Here is a 19,739-nt window from a genome sequence, read left to right as displayed (position 1 = left end):
CCAATATTAATTACTTTTCATACCAGTCATGTTGTTTTAAAATGAAGGGAATCAAAAAATCATGGGTAAACCTACTCAGTATGATTACTTAATTTATTCCCTATTCCATTAATTTTTAACATAAACAGGAGGAAACGTGAAGACACTTGTAAGTTGCAATATAGAACAATTCAGAAAAGATCTTATAGATTGGTTTATTCAGGAACAAAGACAGCTCCCATGGCGATTAAATAAAGATCCCTATCGTGTCTGGGTTTCTGAAATTATGCTTCAGCAAACTCGTGTTGATACTGTTATTCCTTATTACGAACGTTTTATGGAATGGTTTCCGACGCTTGATGATTTTGCTGATGCTGATGAGGAAAAATATTTAAAAGCATGGGAAGGTCTAGGCTACTATTCTCGGGTTCGTAATTTGCATAGTGCAGTTAAAGAGGTAAAGGAAAACTACGGCGGAATTGTGCCAAACACTCCTGAAGAAATTAAAAAATTAAAAGGTGTCGGTCCATACACTGCCGGTGCAATATTAAGCATTGCTTATGGTGTTCCGGAGCCTGCAGTTGATGGAAATGTCATGAGAGTCATTTCCAGGATATTAGAAATATATGATGACATAGCAAAGCCTGCCACCCGCAAACTATTTGAGTCAGCTGTACGTGAATTAATTGATCCCGAACATACGTCAGAATTTAATCAGGCATTGATGGAACTTGGCGCTCTTATATGTGTTCCCGGTAAACCTGCATGCTTATTATGTCCGGTAAGAGAGCACTGCTGGGCATTTGATAAAGGAATCCAACAGGAGCTTCCGGTAAAAACGAAAGCTAAAAAGACCAAAATTGTTCATTTATCGGCAATTGTGATAAACGATGAAAGTGGAAGAATCCTGATTAGGAAGCGGCCGGAGACAGGTCTTCTCGCGGGATTGTGGGAATTCCCAAGCTATGAAACAACAGGAGATGTTAAAGTACTTAAAGAAATGGTTGCGGAACAGAATCAAGTTGAATTAAATCAATTAACTCCAATCGGTCATATCAATCATGTATTTTCACATTTGACATGGGAAATTGATATCTATACAGCCACTGTGAATAATTTGGAGAACTTTAAAAGCAATACACATAAATTAGCATATGTGAAAGATCATGATTTTCAACAGTATGCTTTACCTGTATCTCATCAAAAAATTTATGAAACATATGTATTTAATGGTTAAAAAATAACCCGGCATCAGCTACCTGCGAAAAGATAATAATCTTCAGGTATAGCTGATGCCGGTTCTATTTTAATTAATCGTAGGAAACACGCGTTCCTTTTGTCCAGGTTGCTTCCTGTCTCTTCAGGCCGCCTCTTCTTTCAATTTCCTCAATAATTTCTCTTTGAATGGTATGTCCCTCTATATTTAAATAGGGCATAATCTGCTGAAATGAATGATGGTAAAATTCCAGTTCATCTTCCTTCCATTCACTTTTAGGAATCATGGATAACTCTGACATATCTCTTCCTACAAACATAATAAAGCCTCCTCTTTTCCTGTTTTAAATTTCTATATAGGATGCCGCTATATAGTGAAGCAAAAACAAGGAAAAAAATAGAAACACTCTTTTTGTATATGAAAACCTCTGTTGGATACATTAATAGGTGTGGAGGTGATATTAATGGCTAACAACAGTTCAAAAACAAATGCAAATCAAGTGAGACAACAAAACGCACAATCTGCAGGTCAAAGCCAAGGTCAATTTGGTTCTGAATTTGCAAGTGAAACTGATGTGCAATCTGTGAAACAAGCAAACGCGAAAGCAGAGAAAAACAAAGCTAAAAACTCCGGTAACTCCGGACAACAATAATGTAAAACCTTTAATTAAAGCACTTGCCCGTAGCGGGCGAGTGCTTTTTAACGGCTCGACAAAACCTCTTAGAAGGCTACAGAAAAAGTCAAAGGTATTTTCTGCTTATTAGAGAAATGTATTATTATACTGATTTTGGGTGGTGTAGAGCATGAAGAGTTTTGAAGAGTTAGTTAATGAACAAATGGTCATTATGGATAAGCTTTTACATATGCAAACAGAACTTGACCGTTATATGGAGCTAGAGGAGGAACTGAGGAATCGAAAGAATGATGAAGATTTACTATGTGTCCAGGACGATATAAGTGAGATGAAAAGAGAATTAGATACAATCCAAACGATATTTATGCAATTAACAGAAAAAGTGATTGAAAGCTATCAGTCAAAATCTGCCCCGAAACTATAAAATATAAATACAATTCATCATTATTTAGGGCATCTCTATAGGTGTTCTTTTATTTTTATTCTCCGCTTCTGTTTCCTTCATTCATTATGACTCATGTTTGTAAACGATTAATTTTGGTTATAGGATTAATATTTCATTCTAAAAAAGAGCTGGTTAATGGCGATTTGTTTAACAATTTATAGCTTATCCGCTTTTCATGGTGGCTCTTTGTTTTAAAATTGTATGTGAATCGTTATAATAATAGAAGAATACGGAAAAAAGCATCTTAATTTAACGGTTAATATATTGTCAATTTGAACACAGAGACGGTATATAAGTGCCCTGCCCTATAGGGAGAGAAAGTAGGTAATACAACGTGCGAGTACCGAGAGAAGGAGAAGAAATCCAAATACACAGTTACAAACATAATGGACATATACACCGGGTTTGGCAAGAGACGACCATATTAAAGGGTACCCAATTTATTGTAATTGGTTGCAATGATCGGACTCTTGTAACCGAATCTGATGGTAGGACATGGCTCACAAGAGAGCCAGCTATTACCTACTTTCACTCACAGTATTGGTTTAATATCATCGGCATGCTTCGTGATGACGGTATTTACTACTACTGTAATTTAAGTTCTCCATTTGTATTTGATGGGGAAGCGGTTAAATATATCGATTATGATCTTGATATAAAGGTATATCCCGATATGACATATAACCTGTTAGATGAAGATGAGTACGAAGAGCATAAACTTCAAATGGGTTATCCGAATGTCATTGACCATATTCTCAGGAGAAATGTGGAAAAGCTGATTAGTATGATTCGAGCGAAAAAAGGGCCGTTTTCTCAGGAGTTCGTTCATAATTGGTATAACCGATATTTAACAATTAAAAGTTGAAAAGAAGCCTGTCTCTTTTATGGACAGGTTTTTATGCTTGATGGGAGAGACATTTGATGAATAGTATAAAAAGATATATGAGGTTTGTAAGGCCTTATAAGTGGCAAATCATTGTGACAATCCTAATCGGGATAGTTAAATTTGCGATTCCTTTGCTGACTCCTGCCTTATTGGCATATGTGATTGATGATATAATCGGTGCCAATGCTTTGCAAAAAGGAGAGCAATTAAGGAAGCTCTATATGTTAATGGCAATCATGTTTTTCATTTTTGTGGTAGTTCGGCCTCCAGTAGAATATTACCGTCAATATTTTGCCCAATGGACAGCAAGTAAAATCTTATTTGATATCCGCGATAAAATGTTCAGTCATATACAAAAGTTAAGCTTTAAATATTACTCTAATGCAAAAGCAGGAGAAATTATCTCCAGAGTGATTAATGATGTTGAAGAAACTAAGAATTTTGTTATAACCGGCCTTATGAATGTTTGGTTGGATCTAGTTACAATTTTAATAGCAGTTGGAATTATGCTTACCTTTGACGTAAAATTGACCATTGTATCGTTGCTTCTGTTACCGCTCTACTCATTCTCCATTAAATATTTCTTTGGTAAATTAAGAGAATTAACCCGAGATAGATCACAGGCGCTTGCTCAAGTACAGGGCTATTTGCATGAACGTGTACAAGGGATGGCCGTGATTAAGAGCTTTGCGATTGAAGATCATGAGCAAAAGCAATTTAATAAAGTGAATGGAAACTTCTTAAAAAAAGCGTTAGCTCACACAAGCTGGAACGCTAAATCGTTTGCAGCAGTCAATACAATTACAGATATTGCTCCTCTAGTTGTCATCCTATTTGCCGGATACCAGGTCATTAATGGGAATATGACATTAGGGACTATGGTTGCCTTTGTCGGCTATATCGATTTATTGTATGGACCTTTGCGTAGATTGATGAACTCATCTACCACATTAACGCAATCACTGGCATCAATGGACCGTGTGTTTGAATTTTTGGATGTTCCGTATGATATTGAGGACAAGCCTGATGCACGTCCATGTAAAGATGTACAAGGGACCATTACGTTTGATCATGTATCATTCTCTTATGGAGAAGATGAGACTCAGGCACTGAAGGATATTAATCTTGAAGTGAAAAGGGGAGAAACAATTGCGCTTGTCGGGATGAGCGGAGGAGGTAAATCTACTCTGGTTAGCTTGATTCCACGATTTTATGATGTGACACAAGGGCGTATACTATTGGACGGAGTGGATATCCGAGATGTTCAGGTACGCTCACTTCGGGACAATATTGGAATGGTGATGCAAGACAGTATTTTATTTAGTGAATCGGTTCGTGAAAATATTTTACTGGGTAGGCCAGATGCGACAGATAAAGAAATCTATGAAGCTGCCAAAGCAGCAAATGCTCATGATTTTATCTGCAAATTACCAAGTGGATATGAGACAAAAGTAGGCGAGAGGGGCGTCAAATTATCAGGAGGTCAAAAGCAGCGTATTTCTATTGCACGTGTGTTTTTGAAGAATCCATCCATTATTGTGTTGGATGAAGCAACCTCTGCTCTTGATTTGGAAAGTGAGCATCTTATTCAGGAAGCACTTGAAAAGCTCTCCCGTGACCGTACTACATTTATAGTGGCTCACAGATTATCTACCATTACACATGCTGATCGAATTGTTATGGTTGAACATGGCCGTATAATAGAAGTGGGAACACACCAAGAATTAATGGCTAAACAAGGAGCTTATTATAGACTCTTTCAGGTTCAACAGTTGGATGCCTAACGGCTCGTTGGAAACTGATCGCTTGCGGGCTAACGAAATTGGATAAAAATATATTTACAGGTTACACAGGAGGTTTCTTCAAATTGAGGAACCTCCTTTTTGAATTTCATGTAAGGTGCTGTCATCAAGAATGCAAGAACAAATAAGCTTTTATGAGAGAAGTGATTAGTGGATAGATGAAAAGTGATCCAGTAAGGTTTTATAGAAGGAGAGGAAATGGGAGAAATGAAGAATGTAGGTGAAATAAAGATTAACAAGCAGGTTTTTACTTAATAAGAAAGGGCATCCTAAAGCCTTTTTACTGGCTTTGGAATACCCTTTAAACGATTTTTTATAATTGATCATCATCATTTATCTTGATCGATTTGTTCTCTGATTTGTGATAAGAGTGAAAACTGTTAACAAGCATTTCTAGATGCTCTAAGTAGTCACCATATTCAAGCATAGATGAAATTAGTGTAACCATATGGTAGTGGACGGGAGAATCCTCGTCTGTATTTAATCGAAAACCTTTAACAATATCAATCAGCAATTGTTTGTTATAAGTGTCCGTAGATTCCTCAAGCATTAGTCCCGGCTTTACTTTACCTATAAATTTCAGATGAATATGTTCATGTTTTCTCAACAACAAATCCAGTTGATGATGAACCTGGATTTGAAAATCCTCAGGCATTTGATGGAATTCGTTTTCAAAGCGATGTAATCTTTTTAAGATATCCAATGATCGTTTGTTTGTTGCTATCATATAACGGTAGATTACGAGTTTACGGGATTTGGCAACCGTATTTTTCCTGAAAGTTTCACGCTCTTCTTTATATAGAGCGTACAAGCTATCGGCCTTTGTGACATTCTCTTTAATACGATTAATGTCCTTTTTCATCATAATATGTTCAGTTGAGCTTCTAGAACCAATTCTGATCCATTGTAGAATATCGTCTGTGGTTGTGCTAATTCGTTTATAAAGCTTTGTCTCATACTTTGGAGGAAGAAAGACAAGGTTAACAATAAACGCTGATAGAATACCGATTAAAATGGCAGCAACTCTCCAAAAGGCGAATTCAGTAAAATTACCGTCTTGTTGCTCCATAATCAAGATTAAAGTTACAAGCGAAATTGTCAGTTGATTTTCATTTTTCAGCTGTAAGTTGATTACAATTGTTATAATGGCTGCCAAACCAATTAATAAGGGATCATTACCAAATAATAATACAAACGATATCGCGATTAGAAATCCGATAATATTCGCTTGTATTTGATCAATTAATGTCCTGTACGAACGGTATATGGTAGGCTGAACGGCAAATACAGCCGAAATCCCGGCTAGTACGGGAGCCGGTATATTAAATGCTGTCGCAACATAGATGGCTATCACAATGGCTATTCCCGTTTTAAAGACTCGGGCACCAACCTTCATAAATAATACCTCTTCCTTTTATTCATAGTTGTTTACGAATATTTATCTATTTTTATCTCGAACATGACTGTACTATACAGGGTTTCGTCTTCATGTTCAAGATATACAGGCAAAATACTTCTTTTGTTTACTTTCCCCTTTAGACTAAAAGGCATGCATTGAATACGATTTTTTCAAGATTCATCAGGTATACGCTATATGGAGAGAAGGAATATATAGATTTTTCAATGAAAGGTTTATGTGTTCATAAAATATAAAGAAGAATTGAGAACGGCTTAATAGAAAGTTAAGAAATGAAAAGAAAAGAGGCCGCCGCTTTAATAAAGCGAAACGGTCTCTTGAGGTTCGAAAATAATGTATCATCCTGATATAAATTGATATATGGCCCATAACTGACCACCAGTCGCCTCAGCTTTACTCGTGTATTCTAGCTTCAACTCCTAGCCCCTCGAGTCATAAGGAATAGTCACTACGGGAGAAAAGCACTCCCTACGTGCCTCTTCTCTTATGCTTGTCGGGTCTGGGCAGTCGTTTCAGCCTTATTCTGTAGATACAGATGGGTCGGCTTGGGTTTTAACTGGGACGATTTGGAGGAAGTGCTGGCTTGGGTTGCCTAGCAATTGGGCCAGTTCTTCCGCTTCAGCCTGTTGACCATTTTCTCTAAGAATAGTTGTATAGCGTGTAAGTAGTTCAGTTACATCATTTATACCTGTTTCATTTAATTTTTCAACAGAGACGAGGGCTCCTTTTGCAATTCTGCGTTGGAGCGCATCTTTTGTAAGGCCTCGTTCAGGCAAATGACGTTGATAAATGACACCGCCTGTCATTCCTGCGCAAATCCATGGACCTGGGTCTCCAAGAACAAGTCCTCGGCCGTTTGTCATATATTCGAAGGCAAAGCCCTTAATATTTGAATAAACGCCAATGTTTCCATGTTCTTGTACAGGAATATCCCGTTTTAAAGAACCTCCGACAATCATGTCAGCACCAGACAGACGGATACCTGCGCGCGCATCAGCGTCACCCTGAGCAATTAATAGACCTTTTTGTGCACCATATCCAAAGCCTTTTCCGACGGAACCATTATAGAATTTGTCATCCTTGCCGATTCCTTTAAGAATTGCAATTGTTCCTCCAAATGAGGTTTTGCCGGTGCCATCCTGAGAACCGCCATCAACTGTTATCGTAATGCCTTCTGTATTGTATGCACCAAGTCCATTTCCAGGTATGGAACCTTTATAGGTTAGATTAACAGGATCCATTTTGACATAGGAACCATCTAATCTGCCTCTTACCCGGTGGCAGGAAACACGGCTTCCAAGTACGCGCTGAATAGAATTGATATTTTTAAATTGTCTGGATTGAAGCAGATCATTTACACTTGCATCCAGATATTCTGCACCGACTGCGGCCATTTGGACGATTAATTCGTCCTTTGTAGCAGCAGCTTCGAGATGTGTGATCTGGCCAAGCTCAATCGTTTTAAGTAAGTATTTTAAATCCAGCATTTCTTTTCCTTTTGTTTGTACTAATAAATCGGAACGCCCGACAGCTTCCTGGAGATTTGTGATTCCAAGTTCAGCCGCAAGTGTTTTTAATTCATTGCCAAAAGCACTGAATAGGTTGATGATTCCCTGGACGGCTAAATCAAATTGTCTAGGAACAAATCTCCTTAGCCCATGTTCCTTTGCTTCCACTTCAGAATCAATTTGAGTAGCAATCCCTACATGGCATGTATCCAGGTGGCAGCCTCGACATGTTGTACAGCCAATAGCAATCATAGAGAGGGTTCCAAAACCTACACGGTTTGCTCCAAGTAGCATAACCTTCAGTACATCCTTTGCACTTTTGAGGCCACCGTCAGCCCAAAGCTCAACATCCTGTCTTAGACCGGCTTCAAGCAAGGCATTATGAGCAGCTTTAACACCAATCTCCACTGGTAATCCAACGTTTTGAAGGGCATGGATACGAGCGGCTCCGGTACCGCCGTCAAATCCACTTAGCGTGATAATATCAGCACCAGCTTTTGCTATCCCGACAGAAATTGTCCCAATATTTGGAACAACAGGTACTTTAACAGCCACCCTTGCCTGATCATTGGCTGTCTTTAACTCATGGATCATTTGAGCTAAATCTTCAATAGAATAAATATCATGGTTGTTTGAAGGTGATATTAAATCGGATCCAATCGTTGCATTACGTGCTTCGGCAATTTTTGATGTTACTTTGGATCCAGGAAGATGACCGCCTTCACCCGGTTTAGCGCCCTGTCCGATTTTGATTTCAAGTAAATTAGAGGAATTCAGCAATTCCGCATTTACACCAAAACGACCGGAGGCAATTTGCTGACCGCGAGTTCGCGGGTATTTACCAAGCATATCTTTAATTTCTCCGCCTTCACCATTCATGCTAATCATATTAAGGCGATCGGCACCTTCTGCATATGCGCGAAAGGCTGTTTCATTTTGTGAGCCGAACGACATTGATGCAATTACAAATGGTAGACTGTGATCGCCAACACCAATATTCACTGTTTCTGGATCAACTTTTTGTTCGGTTTTCTTGAAATCTGTTAAATGGCGAATAGTTGTGGGATTTTGTTCTTCCTGTTCAGAGATTTTTTCTCCAAAGGCCTGATAATCTCCAGTTGAAGCCACCTCACCAATTGCTTTCCAGATTCGCGGGAACAGATGAAAGGTCTTGCCGACACGTTCTTTTTCATTGGCATAATCAATTGCACGCTGTTTCGCATCTTCCTTCAATTTATCAAAATTATAGATTAATTGATTGGATCCAAAGAAGTTCACGATTTGAAGGATGTCTGCTATTTCTTCCTGTAGTCCAATCGAAGAGAATAGTCGTCCATATCCGCGAAGTTCATGAATTCCAAGTGTTGAAATGACCTTTTCTAATCCTTTAGATAAAGAGTTATATAAATTAATTACTGGTTTCGACTGCTCATCTGATACGGTACGGAACATATAATATGGATTAATCAAATTAGCTCCTAATCCGTAAATCACCACAATGTCATGCAAGTTACGAATGGCAGCAGAGCGAACTAAAATGGAACAGTCTCTTCGTTTTTCTGCTTTTACTAATGCTCTATCGACTGCTGCGACTACAAGGGCAGGATCCAACCATAATTGCTCAGCCTGATGGGATAGTTCATCATCTAGGCAAAGTAATCCACAGCCGTCAGTAACAAAGGTAAGAGCCTCTTTACTGATACGATCTAGAGCTTCCTTAATCGTTTCACCCTCCGTGAATGTCATGGATATCGTTTTCAATTCTTCTGTATCCATAAAAAATTGGTGAATTTGTTCATAAGAAGGTTGTTTTGCAAACTGTGCACAAGTGTGTCCAGCTTTTCCTTCAGCTAATAGAGGCGTTAATAGCTCAATCACTGTGTTTACAGATTTTTCATCTGTAAACAGAGAAGGGCGTTTACCGATAATGGTTCGGGTCGAAAAATGTTCCATTTCTCGGTCGCGATCTATCGCAGGGTTTGTAACAACTGCAACACTTTCTTTAATAAAGTCTGCAATATTCTTACGCTCAGGATTGAGTGCTGCCAGTGGAGCATCGTGACCAAGTGAACGGATTGGTTCAGCACCTTTTTCAGCCATTTGTTCAATTAGTTGAATATGGTCACGTTCCCATCCGAAAGCTTTATATTGTCCGTTTTGGATTTTGTCCTCTTCCTGTGCAAAAGTATGCTCTTTTACATCAGGAGGATTTAAGCGATTACGAGATTCTGTAAAGTTAAGTCTCTTGTTAAATCTTTTGAATACTTCTTCCTGATAAGTGATATATTCATATAGTTCTATTGAATCGCCATTCCACTTTAATCCGACCTTTTCTCCTGGACCAATTGGTTTAGGATTGGCTACATATTCTGTTGGTGAAATAACACCTGGTTCAGAGCCAAACAAATAAGAGGTTGAAGTTTCCATCATCCATAAAGGACGTAGACCAAGTGCATCTACAGAGAAAGCAGCTTCATTGCCGTGGCGGGAAATGATTCCTGCCGGACCTTGAGCGAAATGGCCCCAGCTTTCACGCAAATACGTATATAGATCCTGAAGATGATCGGGATATTCCTTCATTTCATTAATGATTGGAGGGAAGACAATATCAAGTGCTTCAAATAGAGAATACCCCTCACGGTAGATGAATGTTTCCAATGTACGACTTAAATCCTGTGAGTCACTGCCGCCGTTTACTAATGGAACACCAACCATTTGCGCTTCATCGCGTAATTTGGCGATTGTATTGATTTCACCATTATGTCCAAGGACGCTAAATGGTTGTACGCGAAAAAAGCTGGATAGTGTATTAGTGCAATAGCGGTTATGTCCAAGTGTCATCGTTGATGCGACGAGTGGACTTGCAAGGTCTGGATAGTACTTAGGTAGAATATCGCCGGCTCCCATCACTTTGTAGATGGCATGATATTGGCTAAGCGAAGATACGTGGATGTGGTCATTTTTCTCAATTGTAATTGTGAGATCAAATAACAGAGATGAAAGGTCAGTTTGTTTTAAATCTTCTTTTGCTATAAAAGCAACTTGAAGAAATACAGGGTTTTCCTGTAATGCTATTGGTCCCAATGCATCGGTGGAATAAGCTTCATCAGATACATAAATTTCTTTTAAGTCTTTTTCGTTTGCCAGTTTGATTATTTCCTCAATAGTTTGTTGTTTCTCAGCCTCACGTTTAATAAAAAAGTGGCCCACTACAAAATGGTTATGATCCGCAAGGTCTGTATCAGCACCAGAGTTCTTTAGCTTCTCCTTCCATAATTGACGGGGGATATCTATGTGAATGCCGACACCATCGCCTTCGCCGTTAATAAAACCGGCCCGATGGTTCATGGTAACCAGGGCATCAATACACGCAAAAATATTATCACGGGTAGGTATTTTTTTCTTTTCAATACATGCAATAATTCCGCAAGCATCATGTTCTGATTCGTGGTAATTCATAAACGTACTAGGATTCCATCTTTTGTTCATACGTTGGGCAACTATAAGCTTGCGCCTATTCGATGCCGGTTCACCTCCTGCTTTAAACTTGTGGTTTTTTAGATTACTTTGGAAAACGAACGAGGAAGGAAATACAGTTTTGAGGGTAATAAATAATCAATACTAGTATGATTTATATTATCATTAGAATTTTCAGAAATCAATTAAATATACATTTTAGTTTTTTTGGAAAATAAACATTATCTGGTTATTAAAATCAAAATATCTTAATGTAAACGCTTTCAACAACGTTAAAACATCAATTCTACCGTGATTAGTAGAATTGATGATATGCATAAATATTCAAAAATTTGTATTTATAATAATTTGAATGCTTGATTTACAGCTTTAATAGTAGTTTCTATGTCTTCTTCTGTATGGGCTGTCGTTAAGAACCAGGCTTCATATTTTGATGGAGCCAAGTTAATCCCTTGTTCCAGCATAAGCTTAAAGAATCGGCCGAACACTTCGCCATTCGTAGCTTCAGCTTGAGCATAGTTACTGATATCTTCCTTAGCATCAGTAAAATAAACCGTTAATGCACCTTTTAATCGATTTACTTTAATAGAAACATGATGGTCTTCCGCTGCCTGAAGGATTCCTTGTTCCAGCATCGCCCCAAGTTGATCTAGTCGTTCATATACTCCTTCTTCCTTCAATACTTCAAGGCAAGCAATACCAGCTAGCATGGAAGCGGGATTTCCGGCCATCGTCCCTGCTTGATAGGCTGGGCCGAGGGGTGCGACTGTTTCCATAACCTCTTTTTTGCCACCGTAAGCACCAATCGGTAAGCCGCCGCCGATGATTTTTCCGAGCGCCGTCATATCAGGCTCAACACCAAGAAGGTTTTGTGCACCACCGTACATAAAACGGAAGGCTGTAATTACCTCATCATAGATAACAAGTGCCCCTGCTGCATGAGTAATGTCATTAATTGCTTCAAGAAAACCAGGGTTTGGTTCAACAATCCCGAAATTACCGACAATCGGTTCAACTAAAACGGCCGCGATTTCATTTCCCCATTTATTGATTGCTTCCTTATAGGCATCTATATCATTGAACGGCACTGTAATGACTTCCTGAGCAATGCTTTTTGGTACACCGGCGGAATCGGGAGTTCCAAGTGTGGAAGGGCCTGATCCGGCAGCGACTAAAACAAGATCGGAATGTCCGTGATAACAGCCAGCGAACTTAATAATTTTATCCCGTCCTGTATACGCTCGTGCTACACGAATCGTGGTCATAACCGATTCAGTTCCGGAATTTGTAAACCGTACTTTGTCCATGGATGGGATGGCTTCCTTAAGCATCTTGGCAAATTTAACTTCAAAAGGAGTAGGTGTTCCATAAAGAACGCCGTTTTCAGCTGCCTTTGTAATTGCTTTGGTAATATGCGGATGGGCATGCCCGGTAATTATAGGTCCGTAAGCGGCAAGATAATCAATATATCGATTGCCGTCAACATCCCAAAAATACGCGCCTTTTGCTCTTTCCATTGCAACTGGAGAACCCCCTCCAACGGCTTTGTATGATCTAGATGGTGAATTGACACCGCCGACGATGTGCTGCATAGCTTCAGCATGCAAACTTTCAGATTGAGCGTGGTTCATTTTATTTCTCCTCCTTCGTATGTAACTGCTTCATTTTAGCACTGGAATTCTTTGTTTGTACAACATGGTCACCTAAGCAATGGATTCGTGTACAAGCAATCATAGGTATGCCTGTAAGAGCGTATATATTACAAATGCGGTTGTAATAAAAAGGGGTGTTACCTTTGTTTTATATTATCCTTGCTGCGGTTGTTATCACGTTACTAATGAGTTTGAGAGGATTATTGATGCCAACAGACCCAACCCGGGCTGAACGGATATCACTCGATTATCTTTATTGGATCATTACGGTGTACTTCACTTTTTTAATAGGTTTCGGAATCCTATACGTATTGGTTGAAATGAAATTTGGAACGGTTATTCATTTGAATGGTTTACCTATTGAGGGAGGTTTGTTTCAAAAGCTTGCCTCTTCCTTCTATTTCAGTACTATGACTCTTCTCTCGGTAGGGTATGGAGATATGGTACCTGTAGGATTTGGCAGATGGATTGCATCAATGGAAGCTTTAATTGGATATGCGTTACCGGCAGCTTTTGTCGTAAGGACTGCCATAGACTTTGAACATGCAAAAACAACCCGAAATTAGGTATAGTAATAATAGAACGAGCTGTTCTTAATTATTTTTATCTAACAGGGGAGTGAGCTTTATGAGTAGTATAGTTGGTGAGAAGGCGCAGGATTTTAAGCTTCAGGCAAGTAATGGAAAAGAGGTTACATTAGCTGATTTTAAGGGGAAAAATGTAGTTCTCTATTTTTATCCAAAGGATATGACACCGGGATGCACGACTGAAGCATGTGACTTCAAGGAAAATCACACATCATTTGCAGAATTGGATACAATTATTGTTGGCGTTAGTCCAGATCCGGTTGAAAAGCATGAAAAATTTAAAACGAAATATGATCTTCCTTTTATCTTGTTGTCAGACCCAGAACATACATTGTCAAAAGCGTATGGAGTATGGGTATTAAAAAACAATTTTGGAAATGAATATATGGGTACGGAACGTTCTACATTCGTTATCAACAAAGAGGGTATAGTGGTAAAAGAGTGGCGTAAGGTGAGAGTGAAAGGGCATGTGGAAGATGCCTTAGCATTTATTAAAAATGAATTATCATAATTTAGATTGTGAGCAGGCATGGAATAATGCCTGCTTTCTTTATAAATAAAAAGCTCTCTGGAGGAAAAATATGTATATTGATAGTAGGTGTTTAATAAAGAGAACAGGGGAGATGACGTATGAAAGATCCACGAATTAAAAAAATGGCAAGACAACTGCTAACCCATTCTGTACGGTTAGAGAAGGGGCAAAAAGTGTTGATTGAAGGTCACTACATAACGAAACCTTTGTTGGTAGAACTTGTCAATCAAACGTATGAGCTAGGAGCATACCCATTTGTACAAATGCTCGATGATGAGATTCAAAAATATATGGCAAAAGGGTATAGCCGGGAACAGTTGGAAATCATGGCTAATTGGGATTTGAAAAAATTTGAAGACATGGATGCTGTCATTATTGTAATCGGAGAAGAGAATGATGCGGAATTTGCTGAGATTCCGTCAGAGAAATTTCAGCTGAGCGGAGAAGTAATGAAGCCAGTCGTTGATTACTATATTAATAATTGCCGTTGGGTATTATTGAACTATCCGACTAAATCACTTGCTCAAAAAGCAGGGATGAGCACAAGTCAATTTGAAGATTTTCTGCTTGATGTTTGTACAATTGATTATGCCAAAATGCAGAAGGCAATGGAGCCATTGAAATCTCTAATGGAGCAAACAGATCAGGTCAGAATCACGTCACCGGGTACAGATCTTTCTTTTTCTATAAAGGGAATTCCGGCAGTGATGTGTTTCGGAGAAAGAAATTTACCTGATGGAGAAGTATATACAGCCCCCGTTAAAAATAGTGTAAACGGAACGATTACCTTTAATACGCCTTGTCCTTATCAAGGGACTACCTTCAGAGATGTCAGTTTAACGTTTAAAGATGGAAAAATAATTGATGCAAGAGCAGATCAAGCGGATAAAATCAATAAAATATTTGATATAGATGAAGGTGCCCGTTATATTGGAGAATTTGCCTTAGGCGTAAACCCGTTAATAACAAATCCAATGGGAGATATTTTATTCGATGAGAAAATCTGTGGAAGCCTGCATTTCACACCGGGATTAGCCTATAAAGCAGCCGACAATGGAAATATATCTTCTATTCACTGGGACATGGTGCTTATCCAGCGAACTGAATTTGGCGGAGGAGAAATCTATTTTGATGGTCAATTGATTCGAAAGGATGGATTATTTGTACTACCGGAGTTAAAAGGATTAAATCCTGAATCACTTTTATAGTGATTGTTTTTAAAATCTATGGCAAAAGACCAAGCATAACAAGCTATTTTGAATAAGATAGAATCAGGGAATACCTCCTCATACAACTATTAGAAGGACAGCCGGAACTGGCTGTCCGTTTTTTTATTTAGTTTCTGCTTTTATGTGAGCTAGCTTAAAACGCTCGAGACATAAGTGGAGTTGCTGCGGATGCCAACAGGATGTAGGTCACAAAGGCGTTGTCACAGGACGTGGCGAATTTAGTCTTCGTTCATTGAACTAAACCGTTTCAGCTTTTTATGTAATCCGGCTTCGACTCCTAGCTCCTCGAGACATAAGTGTAGGCATTACGAGAGGAAAGAACGCCTCCCTTCGTGCCTCCTCTTATGCTTTTCGAAGCTGAACAGTCGTCTCAGCACTTTATACTGGTAAAAGATGTTATTATGTTAGTGATGTGTGGATGAAGGGGGTATTTGGATGAAGGTTGTTTCTGCAATTTATCCTCCGGGGGAAATTAGGAAACGTTTGATTGAGTCATACAAAGAGCATGAGTTTCATTTTTGTAAAGGTATCAAAAATGCAGGTTCTGTTATTAAGGATATGGATGTGCTCATAACATATGGAGAAGATGTGGATGAGGAAACAATCGACCAGGCGTTACGCTTGAAATGGATTAGTGTAATGTCAGCTGGGATTGAAAAATTGCCTTTCGAAAAAATTAGAGAAAGAAATATCCTGGTAACAAATGCGAGAGGGATTCATGTGATACCTATGGCAGAGTACGCCATGGGGATGATGCTTTCATATATAAAGCAATTCCCGATCATGGCAGAGAATAAAGATAAACGTATATGGGACAAGAGGCTACCTTTCGGTGAGCTGAATGGGAAAAATCTTCTTATATTAGGTACTGGCGCAATTGGAGAAGAGATAGCTAGATTAGGAAAAGCCTTTCGGATGAAAACGATTGGGATGAATCGCAGCGGGGTTTCCGCCAGTTCATATTTTGATGATATTATTACGATGTCTCAAATTGAGGATGCTCTCCCGAATGCAGATTTTATTATATCTGTACTACCTAGTACATCAGAAACTAAGGACCTCTTGAAATACAAACATTTTGAAATGATGAAAAATATAGCTATGTTTATCAATATTGGTCGTGGAGATTTAATTAAAGAAGACACGATACATGAGGTGTTAGAAAATCAAGTTATAGGTCATATGGTGCTTGATGTTTTTCCGAATGAACCGTTAAATGAAGATAATAAGCTATGGTTATATCCTAATTTGACTATCACACCGCATATTTCTAGCGTTTCAAAAAATTACTTGCCACGCGCATTTGATATATTTGAGCAGAATTTTCAGCGGTTTGTTAATCATAAGGATGATAACTATGTGAATAAAATTGATGTAGGAAAGGGGTATTAGAATGAAAATTTATACAAAAACCGGAGATAAGGGTCAAACCTCTCTTGTTTATGGTACGCGTGTATCCAAAACTGACCAACGTGTAGAGGCGTATGGAACATGTGATGAAGGGAATTCTATGATTGGACTTGGGATAAGCTATTTAAATGATGTAGAGTTCTCAGGGAAAGATAAGTTATTAGAGGAGTTCCATAAAATACAAACTGATTTATTTCACGTTGGTGCAGAACTAGCTACTCCATACGGCAAAAAAGTTGGCTGGGTTATAAAAGAAGAGTCGATTGATGAATTGGAAGCCTATATTGATGAACTTAATGAGGAATTACCTCCATTCAAGAATTTTATACTTCCAGGTGGACACCCAGCTGGAGCAGCTTTTCATGTGGCGAGAACAGTGATACGTAGAGCTGAACGAAATTCAGTTGCTCTCGGAGAAGAGGTAAATCCTTTAGTTATAAAATATTTGAATAGGTTATCCGATTTCTTGTTTATTGTTGCCAGATATGTAAACTATAAATTAGGAAAAATGGAACCAACTTTACATAATTCTTGAGACAAGAGTTTCCAACACCCTGGATATAATATATCTGAATGAGGTGCTGGAAATATTGACAACTCAACCAATCATCAAGTAAACTTATTGTAACAATTACAAAGTGAGAATAATATAAAAAAGGAGTGCATGACGGTGTCTCAACCACAACTTAAAGAAGCGTTAGATACTTTGAAACAAACTGGTGTCCGCATGACTCCGCAACGTCATGCCATACTCGAGTATATAATAACTGCCCATGCGCATCCAACAGCTGATGATATATATAAGGCGTTGGAAGGCAAGTTTCCTAATATGAGCGTAGCGACAGTATATAATAATTTACGTGTGTTTAAAGAGGTTGGCTTAGTAAAAGAGTTGACGTACGGAGACTCATCCAGTCGATTTGATTTTGTGTCATCAGATCACTATCATATAATTTGTGAAAAGTGCGGAAAAATAGTTGATTTTCATTATCCAGGTCTTGATGAAGTGGAACATCTTGCATCGCATGTTGCGGGATTTAAAGTAACACATCACCGAATGGAGATTTATGGTGATTGTCCGGAATGTTCTGCTAAAGAAGTTCATTAAACCAGATAGGGAAGTTAAATAAAAAGAAAAAGCTGGACGTTTGCCAGCTTTTTCTTTTTATTTATTTTTTAACTTTTTCTTATTGTAATCCTCGTTAAATTCTTTACCTTCCAAGTCTTTATCAAGTGTTAATGGTTCTTTACAGTACATACACATATCCACTCTGCCTAATATTTTTGTATATTTATTACAATTTGGACAAACAACTTGAACAGCTTTTGTGGAGAGCATACCTATCCAGAAATAGACGGCCATACTTGCAAAAATAGCTAATAGCCCGAGTACCATAAAAATAGTCATAACCAGTGGTGAGTTTCTAAAGAAAATACCTCCGTACATTATGATAAAGCCTATAAAAATTAAGCTGAGTGCAAATGTTCGTATTTTATTTATCTTACTTGAATACTTTGCCACCGTTTTTCCCCCTTTTATCTTCTATAATATACCATAATATCCAAAGAATTTAATAACAATAGATATTAAAATAGTGGCAGGAGTCTGTCGAATATTGTTGAATAGATAAGGAGAGCGAATTAAATTGTGGAGGAATGGAACATGGAGGATATCCTAAGACCCGTTTATCAAGAAAGAGCCAGCAACCCGGATACAAAAGGAGTTTTATTAATTGAGAAGAACTCTCCTGAGAGTTCAATTACAGATACATTTGATTACATTTTATTAATCATTACAGATAGTAAGGATAAGCAACCGGTCTTTATTAAACATTATGCTTACGAAAATAAAAAATCAGCACTCCACATCGTAACAGATGAAAAGTTAAACGAGTGGAGGTTATTAGGATCCAATAAAAAAATTATTGATTGGATATACCATGGGAAAATTGTTTTTGACCGTAATGATTATCTTGCCTCATTAAAAAGAGAATTAAATGAATTCCCTTTCTATGGAAGGAAAGTAAAAAAAGGTATAGAGTTTGCGCGTTTAATTAGAAGTTATATGGAAGGTAAAGAATTGTTTGATCAAGGGAACTCTCTAGATGCGTATAATCAAATAATCCATGCACTCCACCACCTTGCAAGATTAGAGATCATTGAAAAAGGGTTTCACCCAGAAGTAACTGTATGGAATCAGGTGAAGCAAATTGGTCCTGATATTTATAAATTATATGAAGAGCTGGTTTTTAGCGAAGAAAGTCTTAATCAAAGACTAGAACTTCTTTTCCTTGTTAGTGACTTTTTTATTCATACAAGAACAGAATCCGGGTCTGGGCATATATTAGAAATTATAGGTGAAAGAGGAGAAGAGTACTGGTCATTTGATGAGCTGTATGGACATCAAGAGTTATGCTATTACGGAGAGGACTTAAGGATATTAATTGAGTACTTGATTGATCGTGGCTATATTGATGTTGTACTAGAAAACACTAAGGGAGCAAAGCTTTTTCATAGGTTTTATAAAATTCATAAAGAAATTTAAAAAATTATATTGACCAAATGATTTTAGGGTGGTATATTAATAAACGTCGCCGCTGAGGTAAACAAAACGAAGCGAGACGGCAAAGAAAAAATGAAAAAAGTTGTTGACTTACGATTCTAACGATGATAAGATAAGAAAGTCGCTCTTTTACAAACGAGCTTGAAATGTTAGTAAATTACATTAAAAGAAATGCTTGACAACAAAAAGTTATCTTGATATAATGTAAAAGTCGCTAACACGACAGATTGTTCTTTGAAAACTAAACAAAACGAAACGCCAAGCAAGTCTAAAAAAAGAGATTTTTAAAATCTCGTCAATTTGCTTTAAAATTTAGCTAGATCAAACATCTTTCGGAGAGTTTGATCCTGGCTCAGGACGAACGCTGGCGGCGTGCCTAATACATGCAAGTCGAGCGAATCT

At 38.1% G+C, this 19,739-nt stretch carries 17 protein-coding genes and 1 rRNA gene; 13 read left to right on the top strand and 5 right to left on the bottom strand.

Going from position 1 to position 19,739, the window contains the following annotated elements; all coding sequences use genetic code 11:
• Positions 1-136 precede the first annotated feature (136 nt).
• Complete coding sequence (gene mutY / locus FHY47_RS15350; RefSeq protein ID WP_148631060.1) at positions 137-1,216, top strand: A/G-specific adenine glycosylase; 1,080 nt, start codon at positions 137-139, stop codon at positions 1,214-1,216.
• Positions 1,217-1,289: 73 nt separating this feature from the next.
• On the opposite strand, the gene FHY47_RS15345 is transcribed toward mutY, so the two are convergent.
• Positions 1,290-1,514, bottom strand: coding sequence for a hypothetical protein (locus FHY47_RS15345; protein ID WP_066107915.1), 225 nt, complete (start codon positions 1,512-1,514; stop codon positions 1,290-1,292).
• A 138-nt stretch (positions 1,515-1,652) separates the two neighbouring features.
• Here FHY47_RS15345 and FHY47_RS15340 point away from each other — a divergent pair, with 138 nt between their 5' ends.
• The 4 genes from FHY47_RS15340 (at position 1,653) to FHY47_RS15325 (ending at position 4,944) form a co-directional block, all read left to right on the top strand.
• On the top strand, positions 1,653-1,847 hold the full coding sequence (locus FHY47_RS15340; RefSeq protein WP_225983705.1) for a gamma-type small acid-soluble spore protein: 195 nt from the start codon (positions 1,653-1,655) through the stop codon (positions 1,845-1,847).
• A gap of 151 nt (positions 1,848-1,998) precedes the next feature.
• A complete protein-coding gene (locus FHY47_RS15335; RefSeq protein ID WP_066107909.1) occupies positions 1,999-2,253 on the top strand; it encodes a YgaB family protein in 255 nt (84 codons plus the stop codon).
• A 355-nt stretch (positions 2,254-2,608) separates the two neighbouring features.
• Positions 2,609-3,139 carry a nucleoside tri-diphosphate phosphatase gene (ntdP, locus tag FHY47_RS15330; RefSeq protein ID WP_066107906.1) on the top strand — a complete coding sequence of 177 codons (531 nt, stop codon included), beginning with the start codon at positions 2,609-2,611 and terminating at the stop codon, positions 3,137-3,139.
• Between the two features lie 56 nt (positions 3,140-3,195).
• Positions 3,196-4,944, top strand: a complete 1,749-nt coding sequence (locus FHY47_RS15325; protein WP_148631058.1) for an ABC transporter ATP-binding protein — start codon at positions 3,196-3,198, stop codon at positions 4,942-4,944.
• 331 nt (positions 4,945-5,275) lie between these two features.
• Here the strand turns inward: FHY47_RS15325 and FHY47_RS15320 are convergent, their stop codons facing one another.
• The 3 genes from FHY47_RS15320 to FHY47_RS15310 all read right to left on the bottom strand — a co-directional run bounded on the left by FHY47_RS15320 (position 5,276) and on the right by FHY47_RS15310 (position 12,995).
• Positions 5,276-6,358 carry an FUSC family protein gene (locus tag FHY47_RS15320; protein WP_139892660.1) on the bottom strand — a complete coding sequence of 361 codons (1,083 nt, stop codon included), beginning with the start codon at positions 6,356-6,358 and terminating at the stop codon, positions 5,276-5,278.
• A gap of 539 nt (positions 6,359-6,897) precedes the next feature.
• A complete protein-coding gene (locus FHY47_RS15315; protein ID WP_148631056.1) occupies positions 6,898-11,376 on the bottom strand; it encodes a glutamate synthase-related protein in 4,479 nt (1,492 codons plus the stop codon).
• Positions 11,377-11,702: 326 nt separating this feature from the next.
• The gene (locus FHY47_RS15310; protein WP_140462200.1) at positions 11,703-12,995 is read right to left on the bottom strand and encodes a glutamate-1-semialdehyde 2,1-aminomutase; all 1,293 of its coding nucleotides are present in this window, start codon (positions 12,993-12,995) and stop codon (positions 11,703-11,705) included.
• Positions 12,996-13,159: 164 nt separating this feature from the next.
• Here FHY47_RS15310 and FHY47_RS15305 point away from each other — a divergent pair, with 164 nt between their 5' ends.
• From FHY47_RS15305 to perR, 6 genes are all read left to right on the top strand, one after another.
• The gene (locus tag FHY47_RS15305) at positions 13,160-13,582 is read left to right on the top strand and encodes a potassium channel family protein (RefSeq protein ID WP_140462201.1); all 423 of its coding nucleotides are present in this window, start codon (positions 13,160-13,162) and stop codon (positions 13,580-13,582) included.
• A gap of 61 nt (positions 13,583-13,643) precedes the next feature.
• Positions 13,644-14,114: a thioredoxin-dependent thiol peroxidase gene (gene bcp / locus FHY47_RS15300; RefSeq protein ID WP_139892656.1), complete on the top strand. Its 471-nt coding sequence runs from the start codon at positions 13,644-13,646 to the stop codon at positions 14,112-14,114.
• A gap of 119 nt (positions 14,115-14,233) precedes the next feature.
• Positions 14,234-15,343: an aminopeptidase gene (locus tag FHY47_RS15295; RefSeq protein WP_148631054.1), complete on the top strand. Its 1,110-nt coding sequence runs from the start codon at positions 14,234-14,236 to the stop codon at positions 15,341-15,343.
• Positions 15,344-15,799: 456 nt separating this feature from the next.
• The gene (locus FHY47_RS15290; protein WP_148631052.1) at positions 15,800-16,756 is read left to right on the top strand and encodes a D-2-hydroxyacid dehydrogenase; all 957 of its coding nucleotides are present in this window, start codon (positions 15,800-15,802) and stop codon (positions 16,754-16,756) included.
• Position 16,757: 1 nt separating this feature from the next.
• Positions 16,758-17,309, top strand: a complete 552-nt coding sequence (locus FHY47_RS15285; RefSeq protein WP_066107883.1) for a cob(I)yrinic acid a,c-diamide adenosyltransferase — start codon at positions 16,758-16,760, stop codon at positions 17,307-17,309.
• 129 nt (positions 17,310-17,438) lie between these two features.
• Positions 17,439-17,882, top strand: coding sequence for a peroxide-responsive transcriptional repressor PerR (perR, locus tag FHY47_RS15280; protein ID WP_066107879.1), 444 nt, complete (start codon positions 17,439-17,441; stop codon positions 17,880-17,882).
• A gap of 57 nt (positions 17,883-17,939) precedes the next feature.
• Here perR and FHY47_RS15275 read toward each other — a convergent pair whose 3' ends face one another.
• Positions 17,940-18,296, bottom strand: a complete 357-nt coding sequence (locus FHY47_RS15275; RefSeq protein ID WP_066107876.1) for a YgzB family protein — start codon at positions 18,294-18,296, stop codon at positions 17,940-17,942.
• 141 nt (positions 18,297-18,437) lie between these two features.
• Here FHY47_RS15275 and FHY47_RS15270 point away from each other — a divergent pair, with 141 nt between their 5' ends.
• Together FHY47_RS15270 and FHY47_RS15265 are read left to right on the top strand one after the other, a co-directional pair.
• A complete protein-coding gene (locus FHY47_RS15270) occupies positions 18,438-19,319 on the top strand; it encodes a nucleotidyltransferase-like protein (RefSeq protein ID WP_066107873.1) in 882 nt (293 codons plus the stop codon).
• A 347-nt stretch (positions 19,320-19,666) separates the two neighbouring features.
• Positions 19,667-19,739, top strand: a 16S ribosomal RNA gene (locus FHY47_RS15265); the annotation flags it as partial.

Origin of the sequence: Bacillus sp. E214, assembly GCF_008087365.1 — a bacterium.
GTDB lineage: Bacteria > Bacillota > Bacilli > Bacillales > Pradoshiaceae > Pradoshia.
This window is presented reverse-complemented; position numbering and strand designations above follow the sequence as displayed.